Raw genomic sequence first — 18,372 nt, 5'->3', positions numbered from 1 at the left:
GATGAAACATCGATTTGTGCGCCGGGTGTCGGCGCTGGCGCTGGCAGGCTGCCTGCTGGCGGGCAGCAGTCTGCCGGCTTTTGCAGCAGCCTCCGCTGCCAAGGAAGAGGTCATTTATGCAAACCTTACGGCCTCCGGTGCTGTGACCGGCGTGTACGCCGTGAACAGCTTTTCCGTGCAGGCGGGGGATACCGTTGCGGACCACGGCAGTTACACTGCCGTGCGCAACATGACCACGAGCGATGCCGTGGAGCAGAGCGGCGATACGGTCACGGTGCATGTGACCGAGGACGGCAAGCTCTATTATGAGGGCACTATGGACGCCGCCACGGCCCTGCCGTGGGTGGTAAAGCTGACCTATACGCTGGACGGGGCAGAGATCAGCCCCGACGAGCTGGGCGGCAAAAGCGGTGCGCTTTCCATCCGGCTGCAGGTGAGCCGCAACCCGGACTGCACCGGCAGCTTTTTTGACGACTACGCGCTGCAGGTGACCATGAGTCTGGACACCGGCCTTGCCCGGAACATCAGCGCGCCGGGCGCTACGGTGGCGAACGTGGGCAGCAAAAAGCAGCTCTCCTACATCCTGCTGCCGGGCGCGGACAGCGACGTGACCGTCACCGCCGATGTGACGGATTTTGCCATGGACGCCGTTTCCCTGAACGGCGTGCGGCTGAACCTGAACCTCGACCTCGGGGATATGGACCTGACCGGGATGCTGGAACAGCTGCAGAGCGGTTCCGTGCAGCTGGACGATGGTGCCAACGCGCTGGCAGACGGCATTGCGCAGGTGCAGGCGGGCATCGACACCCTGAACGGCAATTCTGCCGCTCTGACCGGCGGCTCAGCCCGGGTGCGCGGGGCCCTCACCCAGATGCAGACCGCGCTGAACGGTATCTCGGCCTCCACCGACGAGCTGAACACCCTGCTGGATGCCTCCACCCAGATCCGGGACGGCATTGCCCGGCTGGATGAGGGCGCGGCACAGCTGGAGCAGCAGGTGAGCTTTGAAGCCTACAAGGCCATCCTCAAAGAAAACGGCCTTGATCTGGATGTGGTGAAGGAGGGCAACGCCAAGGCCATCCGGCAGCTGCAGGGCATGGTGTGGATGATGCCCCAGCTCAAGGATGTGATCCTGCTTTTGCAGGGCTCCACCGCCAACATCGACGCCATGCAGACCTATCTCGACACCGTGAACGGCGGCATTGCCCAGCTGCACGAGGGCAGCAGCACCCTGAACGGCAGCTACGGCGAGTTTGACGCCGGGGTGCGGCAGCTGGCCGGTGTACTGACCGGGATGCTGGGCAATCTCTCGGTGCTCACCGACGGCGTGAACCAGCTTGCCGCCCAGTATGTCCAGCTGGACAACGGCCTGAACGCCTACACCGACGGCGTGGCCCAGCTGAAAGCGGGCGTTGCGCAGCTGGCTGAGGGGGCGTCTCAGCTGACCGGCGGCACCGGCGAGCTGCGCAGCAGCGTTTCCGGCATCGACATGGGTGCCCGGCTGGACAGCCTGCTGAACAGTCTTTCCGGCGGCGGGGAGGTGCAGAGCTTCACCTCGGCAGAGAACACCGAGGTGAGCGCGGTGCAGTTTGCGTTGCAGACCACTGCCATCACAGCCCCGGCCCCGGCAGCCCAGCCGGAACCGGCGGCTGTGACCCTGACCTTCTGGCAGAAGCTGCTCAAGCTGTTTGGGCTGTATAAAGGATAAGACATAAAAAGAAAGAATCTGCAATTGTGATGCCCGAAGTTCAGGCTGACAGTTGCAGATTCTTTTTTGTTGACGGGCTCGCCCTCTCAGTCTCACATTTGTTCGACAGCTCTCCCAAAGGGAGAGCCCTTGGCAGAACCAGAAAGTTGACCGTAATGCCAAAGCCTCTCACTTTGGGAGAGGTGGCACGCCGCAAGGCGTGACGGAGAGGGCGAGCCCGTGCAAGATTTTGAAGAAACTTTATTCAAAATGATATTCCACCAGTTCGCAGTTTCTGATGCCCGCAGCTGCGTATTCCTCGTTGGTCATGTCGCAGAAATAGGACTGTACCACCCGGGCGATGCCGTTGTGGGCCACCAGCAGATAGGTCTTGCCGGTGTCGGCCTTCAGCTCGTCCAGCAGGTTGTAGATGCGCTGCGCCAACTGCAACATACTCTCGCCGCCGTCGTAGCGGTCAGCAAAATAAGTCTTGGAGAGGTGAAATTTTGCGCCGTTGCGGGGCGTGCCCTCGTACTTGCCGAAGCACTGCTCCCGCAGGCGCGGCTCACACCGGGCGGGCAGACCTGTGGCCTCAGCAATGGCCATGGCGGTGTCGGCGGCGCGGGACAGGGGAGAGTACAGGATCTCATCGATGTGCACCCCGCTGGCCTTGACGGCTTCGCCCAGCTCCCGGGCCTGCTGGCGGCCCCGCTCGGTGAGGGGGCTGTCGGTCATGCCGCAGATCTTGTTCTCAACGTTCCAGACGGTCTCTCCGTGGCGGGTAAAATACAGCTTGTGCATGGCAGCTCCTTACTCGGACTCTTCGTCGGTGCGCAGTTCGTCCCGGATCGTATCACAGAGATCCGTGATGTCACTTGTCAGATGGTCAGTGGTCAGCCGGTCCAGAAAGTCGTAAACGCGCTCGTCACCAAAAGCATGTCGCTCGTGGTTTTCGTTGAGGATATCGCCCCAGTCGCTGCCCAGAACGGTGCGGAATGTTTCCAGAGGGGAACAATGGACCAAAAGGAACAGGTTCCGCATGGCAAGGTGGAATACAAAGCTGGCGCTCAGGCCGGTGCCGAGCAGCTTTTTTGCGCAGCCGGATGGGAGACACTCCATGGCTTCGTCTGCAAAAGCCCGCTCCAGAAGGGCGGGGTCATAGGCGTTGGCCTCTTCCAGAAGAGCGGGGATCTCATCTTCCGGAAAGCCAAGAAAACGCAGAGCGTGATTCAGGTCCATAAAGTCCTCCTTACTTGCAGTAGCCCGCCTCGATCTCGCGGATGCGGGTGTAGAAAAAGTCGTTGGCGGGGGTGGGCATCCCGTACTTCCTGGCCCGCTGGCGCACCACACCGGCAAACTCCTCCACCTCGGTGGGGCGCTTTGCCAGCACATCCTGCCGCATGCTGGGCATGCCATCGGGGTTGAAGGTGGGCATCATGGCGTCGATGAACCTCACATCGTTGTCCGGCGGCAGGGGCACGCCCTCAAGGTTCGCCAGCCGGATGACCTCCTGCATGGCCGCGCGCATCATGTCCTGTGCCTCGCCGGGCTGGCGCAGGCCGCCGTAGGGCTGGTCGAAGGCGGCTGCGGCCTGATTCAGGCCGTCGTTCACCATCAGCTTGTTCCACTGCTTGTAAAGGATATCCCCGCAGGGCTCGTTGGCAATGCCGCACTCGTCCAGATAGTCGGCCACGGCCTGCACGCGGTCGGTCATTTCGCCGCTGCGCTCGCCAAACTGGATCTTGCCCGCCTGATTGAACACCAGCGTGCGCCCGGTGCGGGTGGCGTCCATGCCGATGGCAACGCTCCACAGGGTGTGGCCGGGATAGGCTGCATCAATGTGCTCCTCGCTGGTGATGCCGTTCAGCACGCTGAGGATGACGGTGTCCGGCCCTACGAACTTTGCAATGTCCTGAATGGCCTGTTCCAGCACCGTGGCCTTGACGGCCACCAGAAGCAGGTCTACCGGCCTGCCCTCGGCGGGGGTGACGTAAGAGAACTTGCATTCTTCGCCGTTACAGACGACCGGTTCGGCAGAGTAGCGGGCAATGCGGTCCTCATCGGCGATGACCTGCACGCCGGGCATTTTGCGGCCGAACAGGATACCCAGTGCGCCCAGGCCGATCAGGGCAGAGGTTTTGATCTTTTTCATGTGTTCCTCCTGTGTTTATGCCTTTTTCAGCGTTCCGTCTGCGGTCAGGACGACCATGCTGCCCTCGTCGATGCCAAGGCGGGTGAGCTCTTTGTCCGGGTAGGGCAGGGTGCGCCGGGCCCCGGCGGCATCGGCCAGCGTGACATCGCACAGCACCGGCTGACCGGCAGGCAGCTCCTCACAGCCGTACAGCTGTTCGTCAATGCGCAGAACGCGGTAGGTAGTCTCCATAGCAGCTAAACTCCTTTTTGTAAATACAGCATTTTTATTATAAAGCTCTGCGCGGGGCGCGTCAACCGCATTTGGCTTGACAGCCGGCCGCCCGGCTTGATAAAATAGGAATGATTTTTGGAACAGGGGGCAGTCACATGAATATTACGGAACTGCGTTATCTGGTGGCCATCCGCAAGTGGGGCTCGGTGAGCGCGGCGGCAAAGCAGCTGTATGCGGCCCAGCCCAATGTGAGCAAGGCGCTCAAGAATCTGGAAGAGGAATACGGCATCCGTATCTTTGAGCGCTCGTCCACCGGCATGATCCCCACCGAACAGGGACGGCATTTTATCCGGCAGGCAGAGCGGGTGCTGGACGAGGTGGACCGGCTGGATCTGGACGCCCGCAGCCGGCAGAGCAGCTGTGCGGAGCTGCGGGTGGTGCTGCCCCACGCCACCTACGCTTCCTACGCGACGGTGGATTTTTTGCAGCAGATGGCAGACAGCCAGCAGCTACGGGTGCATATCCGGGAATCCGGCTCCATGGAAGCGCTGGACCATGTGCTGCGGCGGGGCTACCATCTGGCGCTGCTGCGCTACGCGGAGGAGGACGAGGACTATTACCGCCGCTACTGCGACCGTCACGGCCTGCACCGGGAGCCGGTGATGGAATTTGAATACCGGCTGCTGACCAACCGCGAAGGCCCGCTGGCAAAGTGCGAGGTGACCGATATCACCCAGCTGAACAGCTATATGGAGGTCCTGCACGGTGATTTCCAGCTGCCCGGCGGCGAGGACAGCGGCCTGCGCTGGCATACGAACCCGAACCGCCGCATCCATGTGTACGAGCGGTGCAGCCAGTTCTCCATCCTGCAGAACCTGCCCAATGCCTATATGTGGGCGTCGCCCATGCCAAAGCGGGCGCTGGAGCAGTATCATCTGGTGCTCAGGAAGTGTCCGGCCCAGCGCCAGCGCATGAAGGATGTTCTGGTCTATCCGGACAGGGGGACCCTGCGCCCGGAGGAGCAGACCTTTGTGCAGCTGCTGCACAAGCAGGCGGCGCTGACTGTGAAATGACCGCCGAAACCGGTTAAGAACTGGCAAAACATCGGAATGCAGAAAAACCGGAAAGCAAAGGAATTTGGCCGACAGCCGCGGCGCTTTATGCGCTGCTGCTGTCTTTTTGTTGATAAACCGTACGAAAAAGAGACGAAGTATCGGCTAAAAATCTTTGCTGGTATATGGCCTTTGATATGCCCCTATACCAGAAGCATATTATCACTTTTATGAAAAATATGTTAACATAGACCCAGAAAGCTGGCCGGGATGGATGGAAAATATGGAAAATGCTTCCATCGTTCCGGCACAAAGAAAAAAGGAGGTTTCTGGTATGATCAGTTTCTTACTCTGTCTGGCGATCCTGATCGTGGGCTACTTTGTCTATGGTAAGATCGTGGACAACACCTTCGGCCCGGACGACCGCGAAACGCCTGCTGTGCGCATCAATGACGGTGTGGACTACGTTGTGATGCCCCAGTGGAAGCTGTTCCTCGTTCAGCTGCTGAATATCGCCGGCCTTGGCCCCATTTTTGGTGCCATGCAGGGCGCATTGTGGGGCCCGGTGGTCTTTTTGTGGATCACCTTCGGCACCATCTTTGCAGGCGGTGTGCACGACTACTTCTCCGGCATGATGAGTGAGCGCAACGACGGCGCTTCCATCGCTGAGATCACCGGCAAATACTTAGGCCCTGTGATGCAGAACGTTATGCGCGTGTTCTCGGTGGTGCTGCTCATCATGGTGGGCACTGTGTTCGCGGTAGGCCCCGCCGGCCTGATCGTGGAGCTGTGCCATCAGAGCGGTGCTTCCGGCGTGCTCACCTCGCTGCTGTTCTGGCTCATCATCATTCTGGTGTACTACTTTATCGCGACCTTTATCTCCATCGACGCGGTCATTGGCAAGATCTACCCCGTCTTCGGCATCTGCCTGATCATCATGGCCATCGGCGTCATCTTCGGCATCTTCACCAACCCTGCCTACACCATCCCGGAGATCTGGGATCATTTCGGCAGCATGCATCCGTCGGGCACCCCCATCTGGAGCTTCATGTTCATCACGGTGGCCTGCGGTGCGATCTCCGGTTTCCACTCCACCCAGTCGCCTCTGATGGCCCGCTGCATGAAGAGTGAGAAGCAGGGCCACTTCGTGTTCTACGGCGCAATGGTCTGCGAGGGCGTCATCGCTCTGATCTGGGCCGCTGCAGGCTGCAGCCTGTACGAAGTTACCGGCGGATTGAACACTGGTCTGGCACAGGCGCTGGCCATGGGCCAGTCCAAGGCCATTTATGATGTCTGCTCCAAGACCATGGGCGGTGTGGGCATCGCGCTGGCAATGGTCGGCGTTGTGGTGTGCCCCATCACCTCCGGCGATACCGCATTCCGCTCCGCACGTCTGACTCTGGCCGACTGGTTCAAGATCGATCAGGACAGCTACGCAAACCGCCTGAAGCTCTGCATCCCGGTTCTGGGTGTGGGCGCTTTCCTGGGCATCGGCAACGCACTGGGCTTCATCAACTACACCGTGATCTGGCGCTACTTCAGCTGGACCAACCAGACGCTGGCCATGATCGTTCTGTGGGCTGCATCCATGTACCTCTTTAAGGAAAAGAAGAACTACTGGATCACCGCTGTGCCTGCCACCTTCATGAGCGCGGTATCTTCCACCTACTTCATTCTGGCTCCCGAATGCCTGGGCGGCCTGCTGAACAGCAAGACCGCAGAGGGCGCCACCATTTACAACACCGCAGTGGCATACCCCATCGGTGTCATCTTTGCCATTGCAATGCTGGCGGTCTTCCTCCACGCAACGAAGAAGGCAGCCCAGAAGGCATGACACGATATATACAAACATATATACAAATGATCTGCTGAATAAGGCACCCTCCGCTGAAACGGCTCGGCGGAGGGTGCCTTGTATTTTGCGGCGATTCAGGCAGAAAAATCACGATTTGCGGAAAAAATCGAAAACGATTGAGCAACTTGCACAAAAACAGACTGAAAAGTTTGGCAGCAGCGGCTTTGACCGGTTCCGGGAAAAGGTCTTTGCCAGGGAATTAAGAAAATTTGACGTAAACGCGATAAAAATTCTTTGCAGGTATTCCGCAGGAGCATCTTGCTATATACTTTTTGATATGGGAACCATACCAGAAAAATATTAACTGCTTTATGAAAAAAGTGTTAACATGAAGCCAGAGATTGGTCAGAGCCGCGGCTGGGCACGCAAAATGCTGGCTGCGGTTTGAATCAAAAAGGAGGTTTCTGGTATGATTAGTTTCTTACTCTGTCTGGCGCTCTTGATCATCGGCTACTTTGTCTATGGCAAGATCGTTGACAACACGTTCGGACCGGACGACCGCGAAACTCCTGCTGTGCGCATCAACGACGGCGTTGACTACGTTGTGATGCCCCAGTGGAAGCTGTTCCTCGTCCAGCTGCTGAACATTGCAGGTCTGGGCCCCATCTTTGGTGCACTGCAGGGTGCTCTGTGGGGTCCCGTGGTGTTCCTGTGGATCACCTTCGGCACCATCTTTGCAGGTGGTGTGCATGACTACTTCTCCGGTATGATGAGCGAGCGCAACGATGGCGCATCCATCGCTGAGGTCACCGGCAGATACCTTGGACCTGTCATGCAGAACATCATGCGTGTGTTCTCTGTTGTGCTGCTGATCATGGTCGGTACCGTGTTCGCAGTGGGCCCTGCCGGCCTGATCGTTACCCTGTGCAAGAACAGCGGCATGTCCGGTCTGCTGACCACCACCCTGTTCTGGCTGATCATCATTCTGGTGTATTACTTCATCGCCACCTTTATCTCCATCGATGCCATCATCGGTAAGATCTACCCCGTGTTCGGCATCTGCCTGATCATCATGGCTGTGGGCGTTATCTTCGGCATCTTCACCAACCCCGCCTACACCATCCCCGAGATCTGGGCAAACTTCAACAACATGCATCCGTCGGGCACTCCCATCTGGAGCTTCATGTTCATCACCGTTGCCTGCGGCGCTATCTCCGGCTTCCACTCCACCCAGTCGCCTCTGATGGCTCGCTGCATGAAGAGTGAGAAGCAGGGCCACTTCGTGTTCTACGGCGCAATGGTCTGCGAGGGCGTCATCGCTCTGATCTGGGCCGCTGCCGGCTGCGCACTGTACACCATCACCGACGGTAAGATGGCTGGTCTGGCCGAGGCTCTGGCTGCCGGTCAGTCTGCTGCCATCTACGACGTGTGTGCAAAGACCATGGGCGGCGTTGGCATTGCTCTGGCAATGATCGGCGTTGTCATCTGCCCCATCACCTCTGGTGATACCGCATTCCGTTCTGCTCGTCTGACCCTGGCCGACTGGCTCAAGATCGATCAGGACAGCTACGCAAACCGCCTGAAGCTCTGTGTCCCCGTTCTGGGCGTTGGTGCTTTCCTGGGCATCGGCAACGCACTGGGCTTCATCAACTACACCGTGATCTGGCGCTACTTCAGCTGGACCAACCAGACGCTGGCTATGATCGTTCTGTGGGCTGCATCCATGTACCTGTTCAAGGAAAAGAAGAACTACTGGATCACCGCTGTGCCCGCTACCTTCATGAGCGCTGTGTCCTGCACCTACTTCGTGCTGGCACCTGAGTGCCTGGGCAAGATGATCAATACTTATGCAGACGGCAAGCTGGTCGCTTACAACACCGCCGTTGCATACCCCATCGGCATCATCTTTGCAATCGCAATGCTGGCACTCTTCATCCATGCCACCAAGAAGCACACCGCTTCCCAGAAGGCATAAGGACGTCTGCCGCATCGCATAAGCCTTAAACTCTGACACCCCCGCCGCTGTGCCTGCAGTGACGGGGGTGTTTTGACATAACAGACAAACCTTTTGTGCAAATCTTAGCAGCCGGAGGGGTTGCATTTTAAGGGCTGCGGTGCGAAAATAGAACCGGTGATCTTATTTGGAATGGCCGCAGCATCTGCGGCCGGACCGGAAACTAACAGTAAAGAAGGGAACTTCCATGATCTTCAAACCTGCACAGCTGGGTATGGCAAAGCTTGATCAACAGGAGCTGGTGGAGGACAAAAAGTCCTGCAAAAAGATCGGCCCCTGCGGCGTTGGCAAAAAGGCGCTGTACCTCAACAGCTTTTACATCGACCGCCGCTATTATCTGCCCTACGGCAGCATCAGCCGTGTGTTCAAGCGGGTGGCTATGAGCTCCGGCGGCTTTACCGGCAAGGGCATGTTTGCCTCCATGGCCTACCTTGTGGTAGAGTACGACGGCGGCAAGCAGAAGCAGTGCAACTTCAAGGACGAGCGCGACGTGGACAAGCTGCTGGAGGTGCTGGCCAAAGAGCAGCCGCAGATCCATCTGCTCAGCGCAGCCGGTGAGCAGATGCTGCAGAAGAAGGAAGCCGAAAAGGCCTCCCGCAAGCTGCCGGAAAGCGAACTGACCGACGAAGCCCGCCACAGCATCACGGTGCTGCGCAGGGCAAAGGAATATCTGGAAGCAAAGCCTGCCCTCTCCGATGAGCTCAGCGCAGCCGAGCGCCGCAAGCGTGCCCAGCTGCAGAGCAAGCCGGTGTACCGCTATGTGGCGCTGGCCATCTTTATCATGGGCATCGTCTCTGCGGCCTATGGCCTGTATGCCGTCACCACCCATACCGGCGGCTATGGCATCTACTTTGCGCTGTTCGGCTTTGCAGCCATCTTCCTGTTCTCCAGCTACAACATGCTGCCCACCGCCCACAACAACCACAGCGCTATCATGAAGCGGGCCGAGAAGGCCGAAGCTGCCATGGCAGAGTACGTGAAGCACTACCCCAGCGGTGCGTTCCCGGTGCCCAGCCGGTATGCCCATCCCATCGTGCTCAAGCAGATGAGCGATGCCATTGAAGAGGGCCGCGCCGTCACGGTGCCGGAAGCCCTTGCTGCTGTGGAAAGCCGCCTGAAATCCCTGAACGCAGATGTGCAGGTGGAACAGGAGGAGTACGACGAGGTGGTGGTCATCAAGGCCATGTTCCTCAACCACGATTATCAGTAAAGATCCTCATAAAACAACAAGAACCGGCAGCCCGCGGGCTGCCGGTTCTTGTGTTACAGAGCGCTTGGAAGCTGCTCCGCTTTGGGGTGATGGAAGATCTTCATGGCTTCCCGGTAGCAGTGCGCGTAGTACACGATCTCTGCAGCGGCGGTCAGCGCCCAGCTGCAGGGGTACAGCGCATACAGCGAGGGAATGGTGTGGAAGTGGGCAAAGATGGTGTAGACCCAGATGACACGGAACACGCAGGAGCCCATCACCACGATGATGGTAGGCACGATCGTCTTGCCCAGTCCGCGGGACGCGGCAATGGTGCAGTCCATAAAGGCGGAGATGCAGTAGGCAAGGCCCATCACGCGCACACGCTTCATGCCTGCGTCGATGACGGCGCTCTCGGTGGTGAACAGGGCAAGGAAGCTGCGCCCGAAGAAGAAAAGGCTCCCGCCCAGGATCAGGCCGACACCAAAGGAGTAAGCCAGACTGATGAAGAAGCTTTTTTTCACGCGGTCCGGCTTGCCGGCACCGTAGTTCTGGCTCATAAAGCTTGCACAGGCCATGTAGAACGCGGCCATGCAGTCGTAGATCATGGCGTCGGCGTTGGCGGCAGCGCTGTTGCCCTTGACCATGAGGGAGTCGAAGGAATTGACGCCTGCCTGAATGAACAGGTTCGCAATGGCAAAGATGGCGTTCTGGAACCCGGCAGGCAGGCCAAGCCCCAGAATGCTCCGGGTCAGGTCAGGGTCAAGGTGCAGCTTGTGGACGTCCAGCACGTAGCAGTCCTGCACCCGGGTCAGGGCGCGCAGGATGAGCCCGGCCGAAACACACTGGGAGATGGCACTGGCCAGCGCCACGCCCACCACGCTCAGCTGGCACACGATGACAAAAAACAGGTTCAGCAGGATGTTCAGCGCGCCTGCAATGGAAAGGTAGATCAGCGGCTTTTTGGTATCGCCGATGGCGCTGAACACGGCGTTGCCAAAGTTGTACAGGGCCAGAGCAGGCATACCCAGAAAGTACACCCGCAGATACAGAATGGCACCGGGAAGCAGGTCGTCTTTGGTGTTCAGCAGCCGCAGCATGAAGGGGGAGCCCAGCAGGCCGACAAACAGCAGCACCACACCCGCGATCAGGCTGACGATGGCTGCCGAGTGCACCGTCTTTTCCACATCGCCGGCATGGCGTGCGCCGTAAAAACGGGCCACCAGCACGTTGATGCCGCCGCTCAGGCCGATCAGGAAGCCGGTGAACAGGCTGACAAGGATGCTGGTGGAGCCCACGGCACCCAGCGCTGTAGAGCCTGCAAACCGGCCTACCACGGCCACGTCCGACATGTTGAACAGCACCTGCAGCAGGTTGGAGAATGCCAGCGGCAGGCTGACCAGAAGGATCTGCTTGGCCAGAGGCCCTTCGGTCAGCGTTTTGGTATTCGAACTCATACTCTCTTTTTTCCTTTATCCTAAACAAAACCGTGCCCGCGCACACCGGGGCACATTTCTATTATAAGGGCCGGTGCATCTTTTGCAAGATGGCTTCGACATTTCAGGTTTGATTTTTTTGTGCGGCTGTGCTATACTACATTACACCGACAGGTCAATGTATGCGATCGTAGCTCAGCTGGATAGAGCGTTCGGCTCCGACCCGGAAGGCCAGAGGTTCGAATCCTCCCGGTCGCACCAAGAATCCCCGACACACTTTCGTGTGCCGGGGATTCTTTTTGTGCAACCGGGAGGATTCGAACAGGGCGGCGGCGCACAGCGCCGCAAGCAAAGCCACAGTGCGGCTTTGCTTAGCCCGCGGTTCCCAACCTGTAGGAATGTCTAACAAGAGGCTGCGATTTACAGTGCGCCGGGAGGATTCGAACAGCAACGACGACGACCGCAGCCAGCGGCTGAAACAGGGAGGAGTTGTTGGGGCCGCGTTCTGATTTTTCAAAGCCCTGCCAAGGGGCTGCAGAAAAATCAGCAAACGCAACCCGTAAGGCCCTGCATAGCGCCGCAAGCAAAGCCACAGTGCGGCTTTGCTTAGTCCGCGGTTCCCAATCTGTAGGAATGTCTAACAAGAGGACTACCGTTCATCCGGGCGAAATGAAGCTATCCCTTTTTGTTTTTCATCCAGATGCGGTACAGTCCGTCTGTGATGAGGGTCTCCCGGTATAGAATGGGGGTTCGGCAGGCTTCCCGGATGGCGGCGGGCAGGCTGCCGGTGGCGTAGAAGGCGGTCTGCGGGCCAAGCTCGGCACAAAAACGCTCAGCCAGACCGTCCAGCAGGCCGGCGGTGCCCAGTACAAAGCCGTTCTGCAGGCAGGAAGAGGTGCTCTTGCCCAGAATGGACGCAGGAGCCTTTGCGGCAAGGTCGATCTGCGGCAGCTGAGCGGTGTTCTTTACCAGTGCACTCAGCGAAAGCTGCGGCCCGGGCAGGATCACCCCGCCCACAAGCTCCTGCTTTGCATTGACGGCCATCATGGAAATGGCAGTATCGGCAGAGATCACCACCAGCGGCCCGGAACACTCTGATAGCGCGGCGACGGCACCGCACAAAAGTTCGGCACCCAGCTGGGCGGGATTGTCCAGCCGCAGTTTGATGCCGCTTTTCAGGCCCGGCCCTACCGTCAGGATGCGGGCTTTGCACAGGATGTGCAGCGCCGAAAGCACCCGCCCGCTCAGCACCGGGACAACGCTGCCCAGAATGCCGCCCTCGATCTGGTCGGGGGTGGCACCATGCAGTGAGAGAAGATTCACCAGCCGAATGGCGTATTCATCCACCGTTGCATCCATATCAGAATGCAGCCGCCCACAGAACCGGAGCGTGTCCTGTTCGTAGCCGCCCACAGTGATATGGGTGTTGCCGATGTTAACGGTGAGTATCATAAACAAAGCCCTCCTCCACGGCACAATATAATGTATTATAATATATAATAGCGCACCCGCCGCCGATACGCAAGTGTGTGCAGCGATGACAGAGAGGGGCGTTCCGATTGAGGGGCTTTCTCCCCTCCAAAAGAAATTGCAAAGAAAATGGGGAAAAGTTGTCAAAAAGTGTTGACAAGGAGGCGGGGGTGTGGTATTATACTTGAGCGCCAAGCGCTGAGGCAAAAGAATGACTTCCGGAGCCTCAGCAGGAAGCCCTTGAAAAGAACCAATAGACGCTGAAAAGTTTTGCGGTTGCGAGAGCAATGAACCGCCCCAGTGGGGCGTTCAAGCAAACAGAGCGGTCTTGCGAAAGCAAGATGGAGGGGTCTCACCCCGACAAGCTCACGGTTTGTTCTGAGAAACTTCTTGAGTGTCCAAGTTCAGAAAGTTCAAAAGCTTCTAAAAAATAAGGCTTGACAAAAAACCACTTCGGTGGTACAATAAACAGGTCGTCAGCCGCAAGGCTGAGGCGCACAGGACCTTGAAAATTGAACAATATCGAAAAAACTTGTAAGGAACCTTTATGTGTTTGGAAAAACACTTAAAACAATTCCAAAAGTAATTCACACAGGACGCAAGCGATTGCGTGCTGAGCGAACAAGATTTAACACTTTTAAGTGATAAATATCATTTATAAAGAGTTTGATCCTGGCTCAGGACGAACGCTGGCGGCGCGCCTAACACATGCAAGTCGAACGAGCGAGAGAGAGCTTGCTTTCTCGAGCGAGTGGCGAACGGGTGAGTAACGCGTGAGGAACCTGCCTCAAAGAGGGGGACAACAGTTGGAAACGACTGCTAATACCGCATAAGCCCACGGCTCGGCATCGAGCAGAGGGAAAAGGAGCAATCCGCTTTGAGATGGCCTCGCGTCCGATTAGCTAGTTGGTGAGGTAACGGCCCACCAAGGCGACGATCGGTAGCCGGACTGAGAGGTTGAACGGCCACATTGGGACTGAGACACGGCCCAGACTCCTACGGGAGGCAGCAGTGGGGAATATTGCACAATGGGGGAAACCCTGATGCAGCGACGCCGCGTGGAGGAAGAAGGTCTTCGGATTGTAAACTCCTGTTGTTGGGGAAGATAATGACGGTACCCAACAAGGAAGTGACGGCTAACTACGTGCCAGCAGCCGCGGTAAAACGTAGGTCACAAGCGTTGTCCGGAATTACTGGGTGTAAAGGGAGCGCAGGCGGGAAGACAAGTTGGAAGTGAAATCTATGGGCTCAACCCATAAACTGCTTTCAAAACTGTTTTTCTTGAGTAGTGCAGAGGTAGGCGGAATTCCCGGTGTAGCGGTGGAATGCGTAGATATCGGGAGGAACACCAGTGGCGAAGGCGGCCTACTGGGCACCAACTGACGCTGAGGCTCGAAAGTGTGGGTAGCAAACAGGATTAGATACCCTGGTAGTCCACACCGTAAACGATGATTACTAGGTGTTGGAGGATTGACCCCTTCAGTGCCGCAGTTAACACAATAAGTAATCCACCTGGGGAGTACGACCGCAAGGTTGAAACTCAAAGGAATTGACGGGGGCCCGCACAAGCAGTGGAGTATGTGGTTTAATTCGACGCAACGCGAAGAACCTTACCAAGTCTTGACATCCCTTGACGATGCTGGAAACAGCATTTCTCTTCGGAGCAAGGAGACAGGTGGTGCATGGTTGTCGTCAGCTCGTGTCGTGAGATGTTGGGTTAAGTCCCGCAACGAGCGCAACCCTTATGGTCAGTTACTACGCAAGAGGACTCTGGCCAGACTGCCGTTGACAAAACGGAGGAAGGTGGGGATGACGTCAAATCATCATGCCCTTTATGACTTGGGCTACACACGTACTACAATGGCGTTAAACAAAGAGAAGCAAGACCGCGAGGTGGAGCAAAACTCAGAAACAACGTCCCAGTTCGGACTGCAGGCTGCAACTCGCCTGCACGAAGTCGGAATTGCTAGTAATCGTGGATCAGCATGCCACGGTGAATACGTTCCCGGGCCTTGTACACACCGCCCGTCACACCATGAGAGCCGGGGGGACCCGAAGTCGGTAGTCTAACCGCAAGGAGGACGCCGCCGAAGGTAAAACTGGTGATTGGGGTGAAGTCGTAACAAGGTAGCCGTAGGAGAACCTGCGGCTGGATCACCTCCTTTCTAAGGAGTCAGGCGAAAGAGCGACATCAAAAGATGACGATCTTTCGGACAGGTTTAAACGAGTAGAGTAGATATTGTTCGATTTTGAGGGCCCTGAAGAGCGAAAGCTCGAAAGAACCTTCAAAGACGTACCTTGAAAACTGAATAATAACTGCGAAACAAAGATTATAGTAAGTTCTTTTTTAAGAAATATTACAATTTCAAAAGGAAGGGTAACAATAATCTTCGTTGGCAAGAGAGAATCAAGAGGATACCAAATGTTCTTGAAAGAACGTTTGAAAGGTCAAGCGAACAAGGGCGCAGGGCGAATGCCTTGGCACTGGGAGCCGATGAAAGACGTGATAAGCTGCGATAAGCTTCGGGGAGCTGCAAATAAGCATTGATCCGGAGATTTCTGAATGAGGAAACTCACCTGGGTTCATACTCAGGTACGTTATACTGAACTTCAAAATAGGTATATCGAGGGAACCGCCTGAACTGAAACATCTAAGTAGGGCGAGGAAGAGACATCAAACGAGATTCCGTAAGTAGTGGCGAGCGAACGCGGAAGAGGGCAAACCGAGAGTAGAAATACTTTCGGGGTACGGAGCGCATTTAGGACTTAAGTTGTTAACCGAACGGCATGGGAAGGCCGGTCAGAGAGTGTGAGAACCACGTAGGTGAAAACGACAAGAGCCGAGCGAATTCCAGAGTACGGCCAGACACGTGAAACCTGGTCGGAATACGGGGGGACCACCCTCCAACCCTAAATACTACCCAGTGACCGATAGCGTATAGTACTGTGAAGGAAAGGTGAAAAGCACCCCGGGAGGGGAGTGAAAAAGAACCTGAAACCCTGTGCCTACAAGCACCTAGAGCGCGTCAAAGCGTGATAGGGTACTTTTTGTAGAACGGTCCGGCGAGCGATTGTATGCAGCAAGGTTAAGGACTTAAGGTCTGGAGCCGAAGCGAAAGCGAGTTTGAAAAGGGCGTTAAGTTGCATATAATGGGCCCGAAACCGGGTGACCTACCCATGGTCAGGTTGAAGTGGAAGTAAAATTCCATGGAGGACCGAACCGACCTCCGTTGAAAAGGCGGCGGATGAACTGTGGGTAGCGGAGAAATTCCAATCGAACCCGGAGATAGCTGGTTCTCCCCGAAATAGTTTTAGGACTAGCCTCAAGTTAGATACCTGGAGGTAAAGCACTGAATAGCCTAGCGGCCGAGAGGTTAGCGAAGCTTATCAAACTCAGAATGCCAGAGTATTGATGCTTGGGAGTCAGACAGTGTCAGATAAATGTCATTGTCAAAAGGGAAACAGCCCAGATCTACAGCTAAGGTCCCAAAGTCAGGTTAAGTGGAAAACGATGTGAAGATACGCAGACAACCAGGATGTTGGCTCAGAAGCAGCCACTCATTCAAAGAGTGCGTAATAGCTCACTGGTCGAGCGTCTTTGCGCGGAGAATTTAACGGGGCTAAACCTGACACCGAAGCTTAGGCAATACAGCAATGTATTGGGTAGGGGAGCGTTGTATACGCGGTGAAACAGTAGCGTAAGCGGCTGTGGAGTGTATAGAAGTGAGAATGCCGGAATGAGTAGCGCGAATGCAGTGAGAATCTGCATGGCCGAAAGCCTCAGGTTTCTGGAGGAAGGTTCGTCCGCTCCAGGTCAGTCGGGAGCTAAGGTGAGGCCTAACGGCGTAGCCGATGCACAGACGGTAGAGATTCCGTCACCACCAAAAGAGTTAAACACAGGGACACATATGAAGTCTCGGAGCCGGGTGTTGGTTCCGGTAGCGATCGAGGGAAGTTAGTACCGAAGTCCGGGATGGAAGATGGCGAGAAAAGCTGTGTGTATTTCTGCGGTGCCCGTACCGCAAACCGACACAGGTAGGTAGGAAGAAGATTCTAAGGCCAACGGGAGAAGGGTTGTTAAGGAACTCGGCAAATTGACCCCGTAACTTCGGGAGAAGGGGTGCTGCAGCAATGCAGCCGCAGAGAATCGGCCCAAGCAACTGTTTACCAAAAACACAGGTTTGTGCTAAATCGAAAGATGACGTATACGAGCTGACGCCTGCCCGGTGCTGGAAGGTTAAGAGGAGATGTGCAAGCATTGAATCGAAGCCCCAGTGAACGGCGGCCGTAACTATAACGGTCCTAAGGTAGCGAAATTCCTTGTCAGGTAAGTTCTGACCCGCATGAAAGGCGTAATGATTTGGGCACTGTCTCAACAGCCCGCCCGGCGAAATTGTAGTACCGGTGAAGATGCCGGTTACCCGCGACAAGACGGAAAGACCCCATGGAGCTTTACTGTAGCCTAATATTGGGTTTCGATGTTGCATGCACAGGATAGATGGGACACTGGGAAACAGGTGCTTTGGCGCTTGCGGAGTGGCCGTTGGGATACCATCCTTGCGATATTGGAATTCTAACCTGCGCCTTTGAATCAAGGCGGGGGACATTGTTAGGTGGGCAGTTTGACTGGGGCGGTCGCCTCCTAAAGAGTAACGGAGGCGTTCAAAGGTTCGCTCAGCTTGAACGGAAATCAAGCAAAAGAGTGCAAACGCAGAAGCGAGCCTAACTGCGAGACTGACGGGTCGAGCAGTAACGAAAGTTGGAGTTAGTGATCCGGTGGTATGTGAGTGGAAATGCCATCGCTCAACGGATAAAAGTTACCCTGGGGATAACAGGCTGATCTCCCCCAAGAGTCCACATCGACGGGGAGGTTTGGCACCTCGATGTCGGCTCATCGCATCCTGGGGCTGTATTCGGTCCCAAGGGTTTGGCTGTTCGCCAATTAAAGCGGTACGCGAGCTGGGTTCAGAACGTCGTGAGACAGTTCGGTCCCTATCTGTCGTGGGCGCAGGATATTTGATGGGAGCTGTTCCTAGTACGAGAGGACCGGAGCGGACGTACCTCTGGCGCACCAGTTGTTCTGCCAAGAGCATAGCTGGGCAACTATGTACGGATCGGATAAACGCTGAAAGCATCTAAGCGTGAAGCCGACCCAAAGATAAGATATCCCATTGTTTCAAACAAGTAAGACCCCTTGAAGACTACAAGGTTGATAGGCACGATGTGTAAGTGGAGCGATCCATTCAGCAAGCGTGTACTAATAGGTCGAGGGTTTGACCACAATTCGCTTGAGACTCTCAAGAGTCAACGAAAAAATGCTAGCAGTGATTATTCAGTTTTGAAGGCACGTCCTTCTAAGAAACACTG

The 18,372-nt window shown here is 56.4% G+C and carries 11 protein-coding genes, 1 tRNA gene and 2 rRNA genes; 8 read left to right on the top strand and 6 right to left on the bottom strand.

Translation table 11 applies throughout. From position 1 onward, the window contains the following. The first annotated feature begins 1 nt into the window (after position 1). A complete protein-coding gene (locus tag ACKXF9_RS02265; protein WP_418265169.1) occupies positions 2-1,708 on the top strand; it encodes a hypothetical protein in 1,707 nt (568 codons plus the stop codon). A gap of 240 nt (positions 1,709-1,948) precedes the next feature. On the opposite strand, the gene ACKXF9_RS02260 is transcribed toward ACKXF9_RS02265, so the two are convergent. Genes ACKXF9_RS02260 through ACKXF9_RS02245 form a run of 4 tightly spaced genes read right to left on the bottom strand, consistent with a single transcriptional unit; the run spans position 1,949 to position 4,070 of the window. After that, positions 1,949-2,488 carry a histidine phosphatase family protein gene (locus tag ACKXF9_RS02260; protein ID WP_418265168.1) on the bottom strand — a complete coding sequence of 180 codons (540 nt, stop codon included), beginning with the start codon at positions 2,486-2,488 and terminating at the stop codon, positions 1,949-1,951. A gap of 9 nt (positions 2,489-2,497) precedes the next feature. After that, the gene (locus tag ACKXF9_RS02255) at positions 2,498-2,926 is read right to left on the bottom strand and encodes a hypothetical protein (RefSeq protein ID WP_418265167.1); all 429 of its coding nucleotides are present in this window, start codon (positions 2,924-2,926) and stop codon (positions 2,498-2,500) included. A 10-nt stretch (positions 2,927-2,936) separates the two neighbouring features. Next, on the bottom strand, positions 2,937-3,839 hold the full coding sequence (locus ACKXF9_RS02250) for a ketopantoate reductase family protein (protein ID WP_418265166.1): 903 nt from the start codon (positions 3,837-3,839) through the stop codon (positions 2,937-2,939). 15 nt (positions 3,840-3,854) lie between these two features. Continuing rightward, positions 3,855-4,070, bottom strand: a complete 216-nt coding sequence (locus tag ACKXF9_RS02245) for a hypothetical protein (RefSeq protein WP_348584077.1) — start codon at positions 4,068-4,070, stop codon at positions 3,855-3,857. Positions 4,071-4,207: 137 nt separating this feature from the next. On the opposite strand from ACKXF9_RS02245, the gene ACKXF9_RS02240 reads away from it, so the two are divergent. From ACKXF9_RS02240 to ACKXF9_RS02225, 4 genes are all read left to right on the top strand, one after another. Continuing rightward, a complete protein-coding gene (locus ACKXF9_RS02240) occupies positions 4,208-5,125 on the top strand; it encodes a LysR family transcriptional regulator (RefSeq protein WP_044953327.1) in 918 nt (305 codons plus the stop codon). Between the two features lie 313 nt (positions 5,126-5,438). After that, positions 5,439-6,938 carry a carbon starvation protein A gene (locus tag ACKXF9_RS02235; protein ID WP_418265165.1) on the top strand — a complete coding sequence of 500 codons (1,500 nt, stop codon included), beginning with the start codon at positions 5,439-5,441 and terminating at the stop codon, positions 6,936-6,938. A gap of 430 nt (positions 6,939-7,368) precedes the next feature. After that, a complete protein-coding gene (locus ACKXF9_RS02230) occupies positions 7,369-8,874 on the top strand; it encodes a carbon starvation protein A (protein WP_348584073.1) in 1,506 nt (501 codons plus the stop codon). 226 nt (positions 8,875-9,100) lie between these two features. Further along, the gene (locus ACKXF9_RS02225; protein ID WP_348584072.1) at positions 9,101-10,123 is read left to right on the top strand and encodes an ATPase P; all 1,023 of its coding nucleotides are present in this window, start codon (positions 9,101-9,103) and stop codon (positions 10,121-10,123) included. 53 nt (positions 10,124-10,176) lie between these two features. On the opposite strand, the gene ACKXF9_RS02220 is transcribed toward ACKXF9_RS02225, so the two are convergent. Next, positions 10,177-11,556, bottom strand: coding sequence for an MATE family efflux transporter (locus tag ACKXF9_RS02220; RefSeq protein WP_339394396.1), 1,380 nt, complete (start codon positions 11,554-11,556; stop codon positions 10,177-10,179). A gap of 163 nt (positions 11,557-11,719) precedes the next feature. Here ACKXF9_RS02220 and ACKXF9_RS02215 point away from each other — a divergent pair. Continuing rightward, positions 11,720-11,796, top strand: a tRNA-Arg gene (locus ACKXF9_RS02215). A gap of 414 nt (positions 11,797-12,210) precedes the next feature. Here ACKXF9_RS02215 and ACKXF9_RS02210 read toward each other — a convergent pair. Beyond that, positions 12,211-12,987, bottom strand: coding sequence for a type III pantothenate kinase (locus ACKXF9_RS02210; protein WP_418265164.1), 777 nt, complete (start codon positions 12,985-12,987; stop codon positions 12,211-12,213). Between the two features lie 672 nt (positions 12,988-13,659). Here ACKXF9_RS02210 and ACKXF9_RS02205 point away from each other — a divergent pair. Together ACKXF9_RS02205 and ACKXF9_RS02200 are read left to right on the top strand one after the other, a co-directional pair. Continuing rightward, a 16S ribosomal RNA gene (locus tag ACKXF9_RS02205) occupies positions 13,660-15,170 on the top strand. Between the two features lie 281 nt (positions 15,171-15,451). Then, positions 15,452-18,286: ribosomal RNA gene (locus ACKXF9_RS02200) — 23S ribosomal RNA — on the top strand. The 16S and 23S rRNA genes sit together here, the layout of an rRNA operon. The last annotated feature ends 86 nt before the right edge of the window (positions 18,287-18,372 follow it).

The sequence above is a fragment of the Faecalibacterium sp. 9 genome (assembly GCF_048320955.1).
Classification (GTDB): domain Bacteria; phylum Bacillota; class Clostridia; order Oscillospirales; family Ruminococcaceae; genus Faecalibacterium; species Faecalibacterium wellingii.
Note: the sequence above shows the minus strand (reverse complement) of the source record. Positions and strands in the feature narration are given on the sequence as shown.

Excerpts from the sequence above, each read along its gene's own strand:
- ACKXF9_RS02250 (WP_418265166.1), bottom strand. The coding sequence starts at position 3,839 with ATGAAAAAGATCAAAACCTCTGCCCTGATCGGCCTGGGCGCACTGGGT.
- ACKXF9_RS02245 (WP_348584077.1), bottom strand. The coding sequence starts at position 4,070 with ATGGAGACTACCTACCGCGTTCTGCGCATTGACGAACAGCTGTACGGC.
- ACKXF9_RS02255 (WP_418265167.1), bottom strand. The coding sequence starts at position 2,926 with ATGGACCTGAATCACGCTCTGCGTTTTCTTGGCTTTCCGGAAGATGAG.
- ACKXF9_RS02230 (WP_348584073.1), top strand. The coding sequence starts at position 7,369 with ATGATTAGTTTCTTACTCTGTCTGGCGCTCTTGATCATCGGCTACTTT.
- ACKXF9_RS02265 (WP_418265169.1), top strand. The coding sequence starts at position 2 with ATGAAACATCGATTTGTGCGCCGGGTGTCGGCGCTGGCGCTGGCAGGC.
- ACKXF9_RS02210 (WP_418265164.1), bottom strand. The coding sequence starts at position 12,987 with ATGATACTCACCGTTAACATCGGCAACACCCATATCACTGTGGGCGGC.
- ACKXF9_RS02225 (WP_348584072.1), top strand. The coding sequence starts at position 9,101 with ATGATCTTCAAACCTGCACAGCTGGGTATGGCAAAGCTTGATCAACAG.
- ACKXF9_RS02220 (WP_339394396.1), bottom strand. The coding sequence starts at position 11,556 with ATGAGTTCGAATACCAAAACGCTGACCGAAGGGCCTCTGGCCAAGCAG.
- ACKXF9_RS02235 (WP_418265165.1), top strand. The coding sequence starts at position 5,439 with ATGATCAGTTTCTTACTCTGTCTGGCGATCCTGATCGTGGGCTACTTT.
- ACKXF9_RS02240 (WP_044953327.1), top strand. The coding sequence starts at position 4,208 with ATGAATATTACGGAACTGCGTTATCTGGTGGCCATCCGCAAGTGGGGC.
- ACKXF9_RS02260 (WP_418265168.1), bottom strand. The coding sequence starts at position 2,488 with ATGCACAAGCTGTATTTTACCCGCCACGGAGAGACCGTCTGGAACGTT.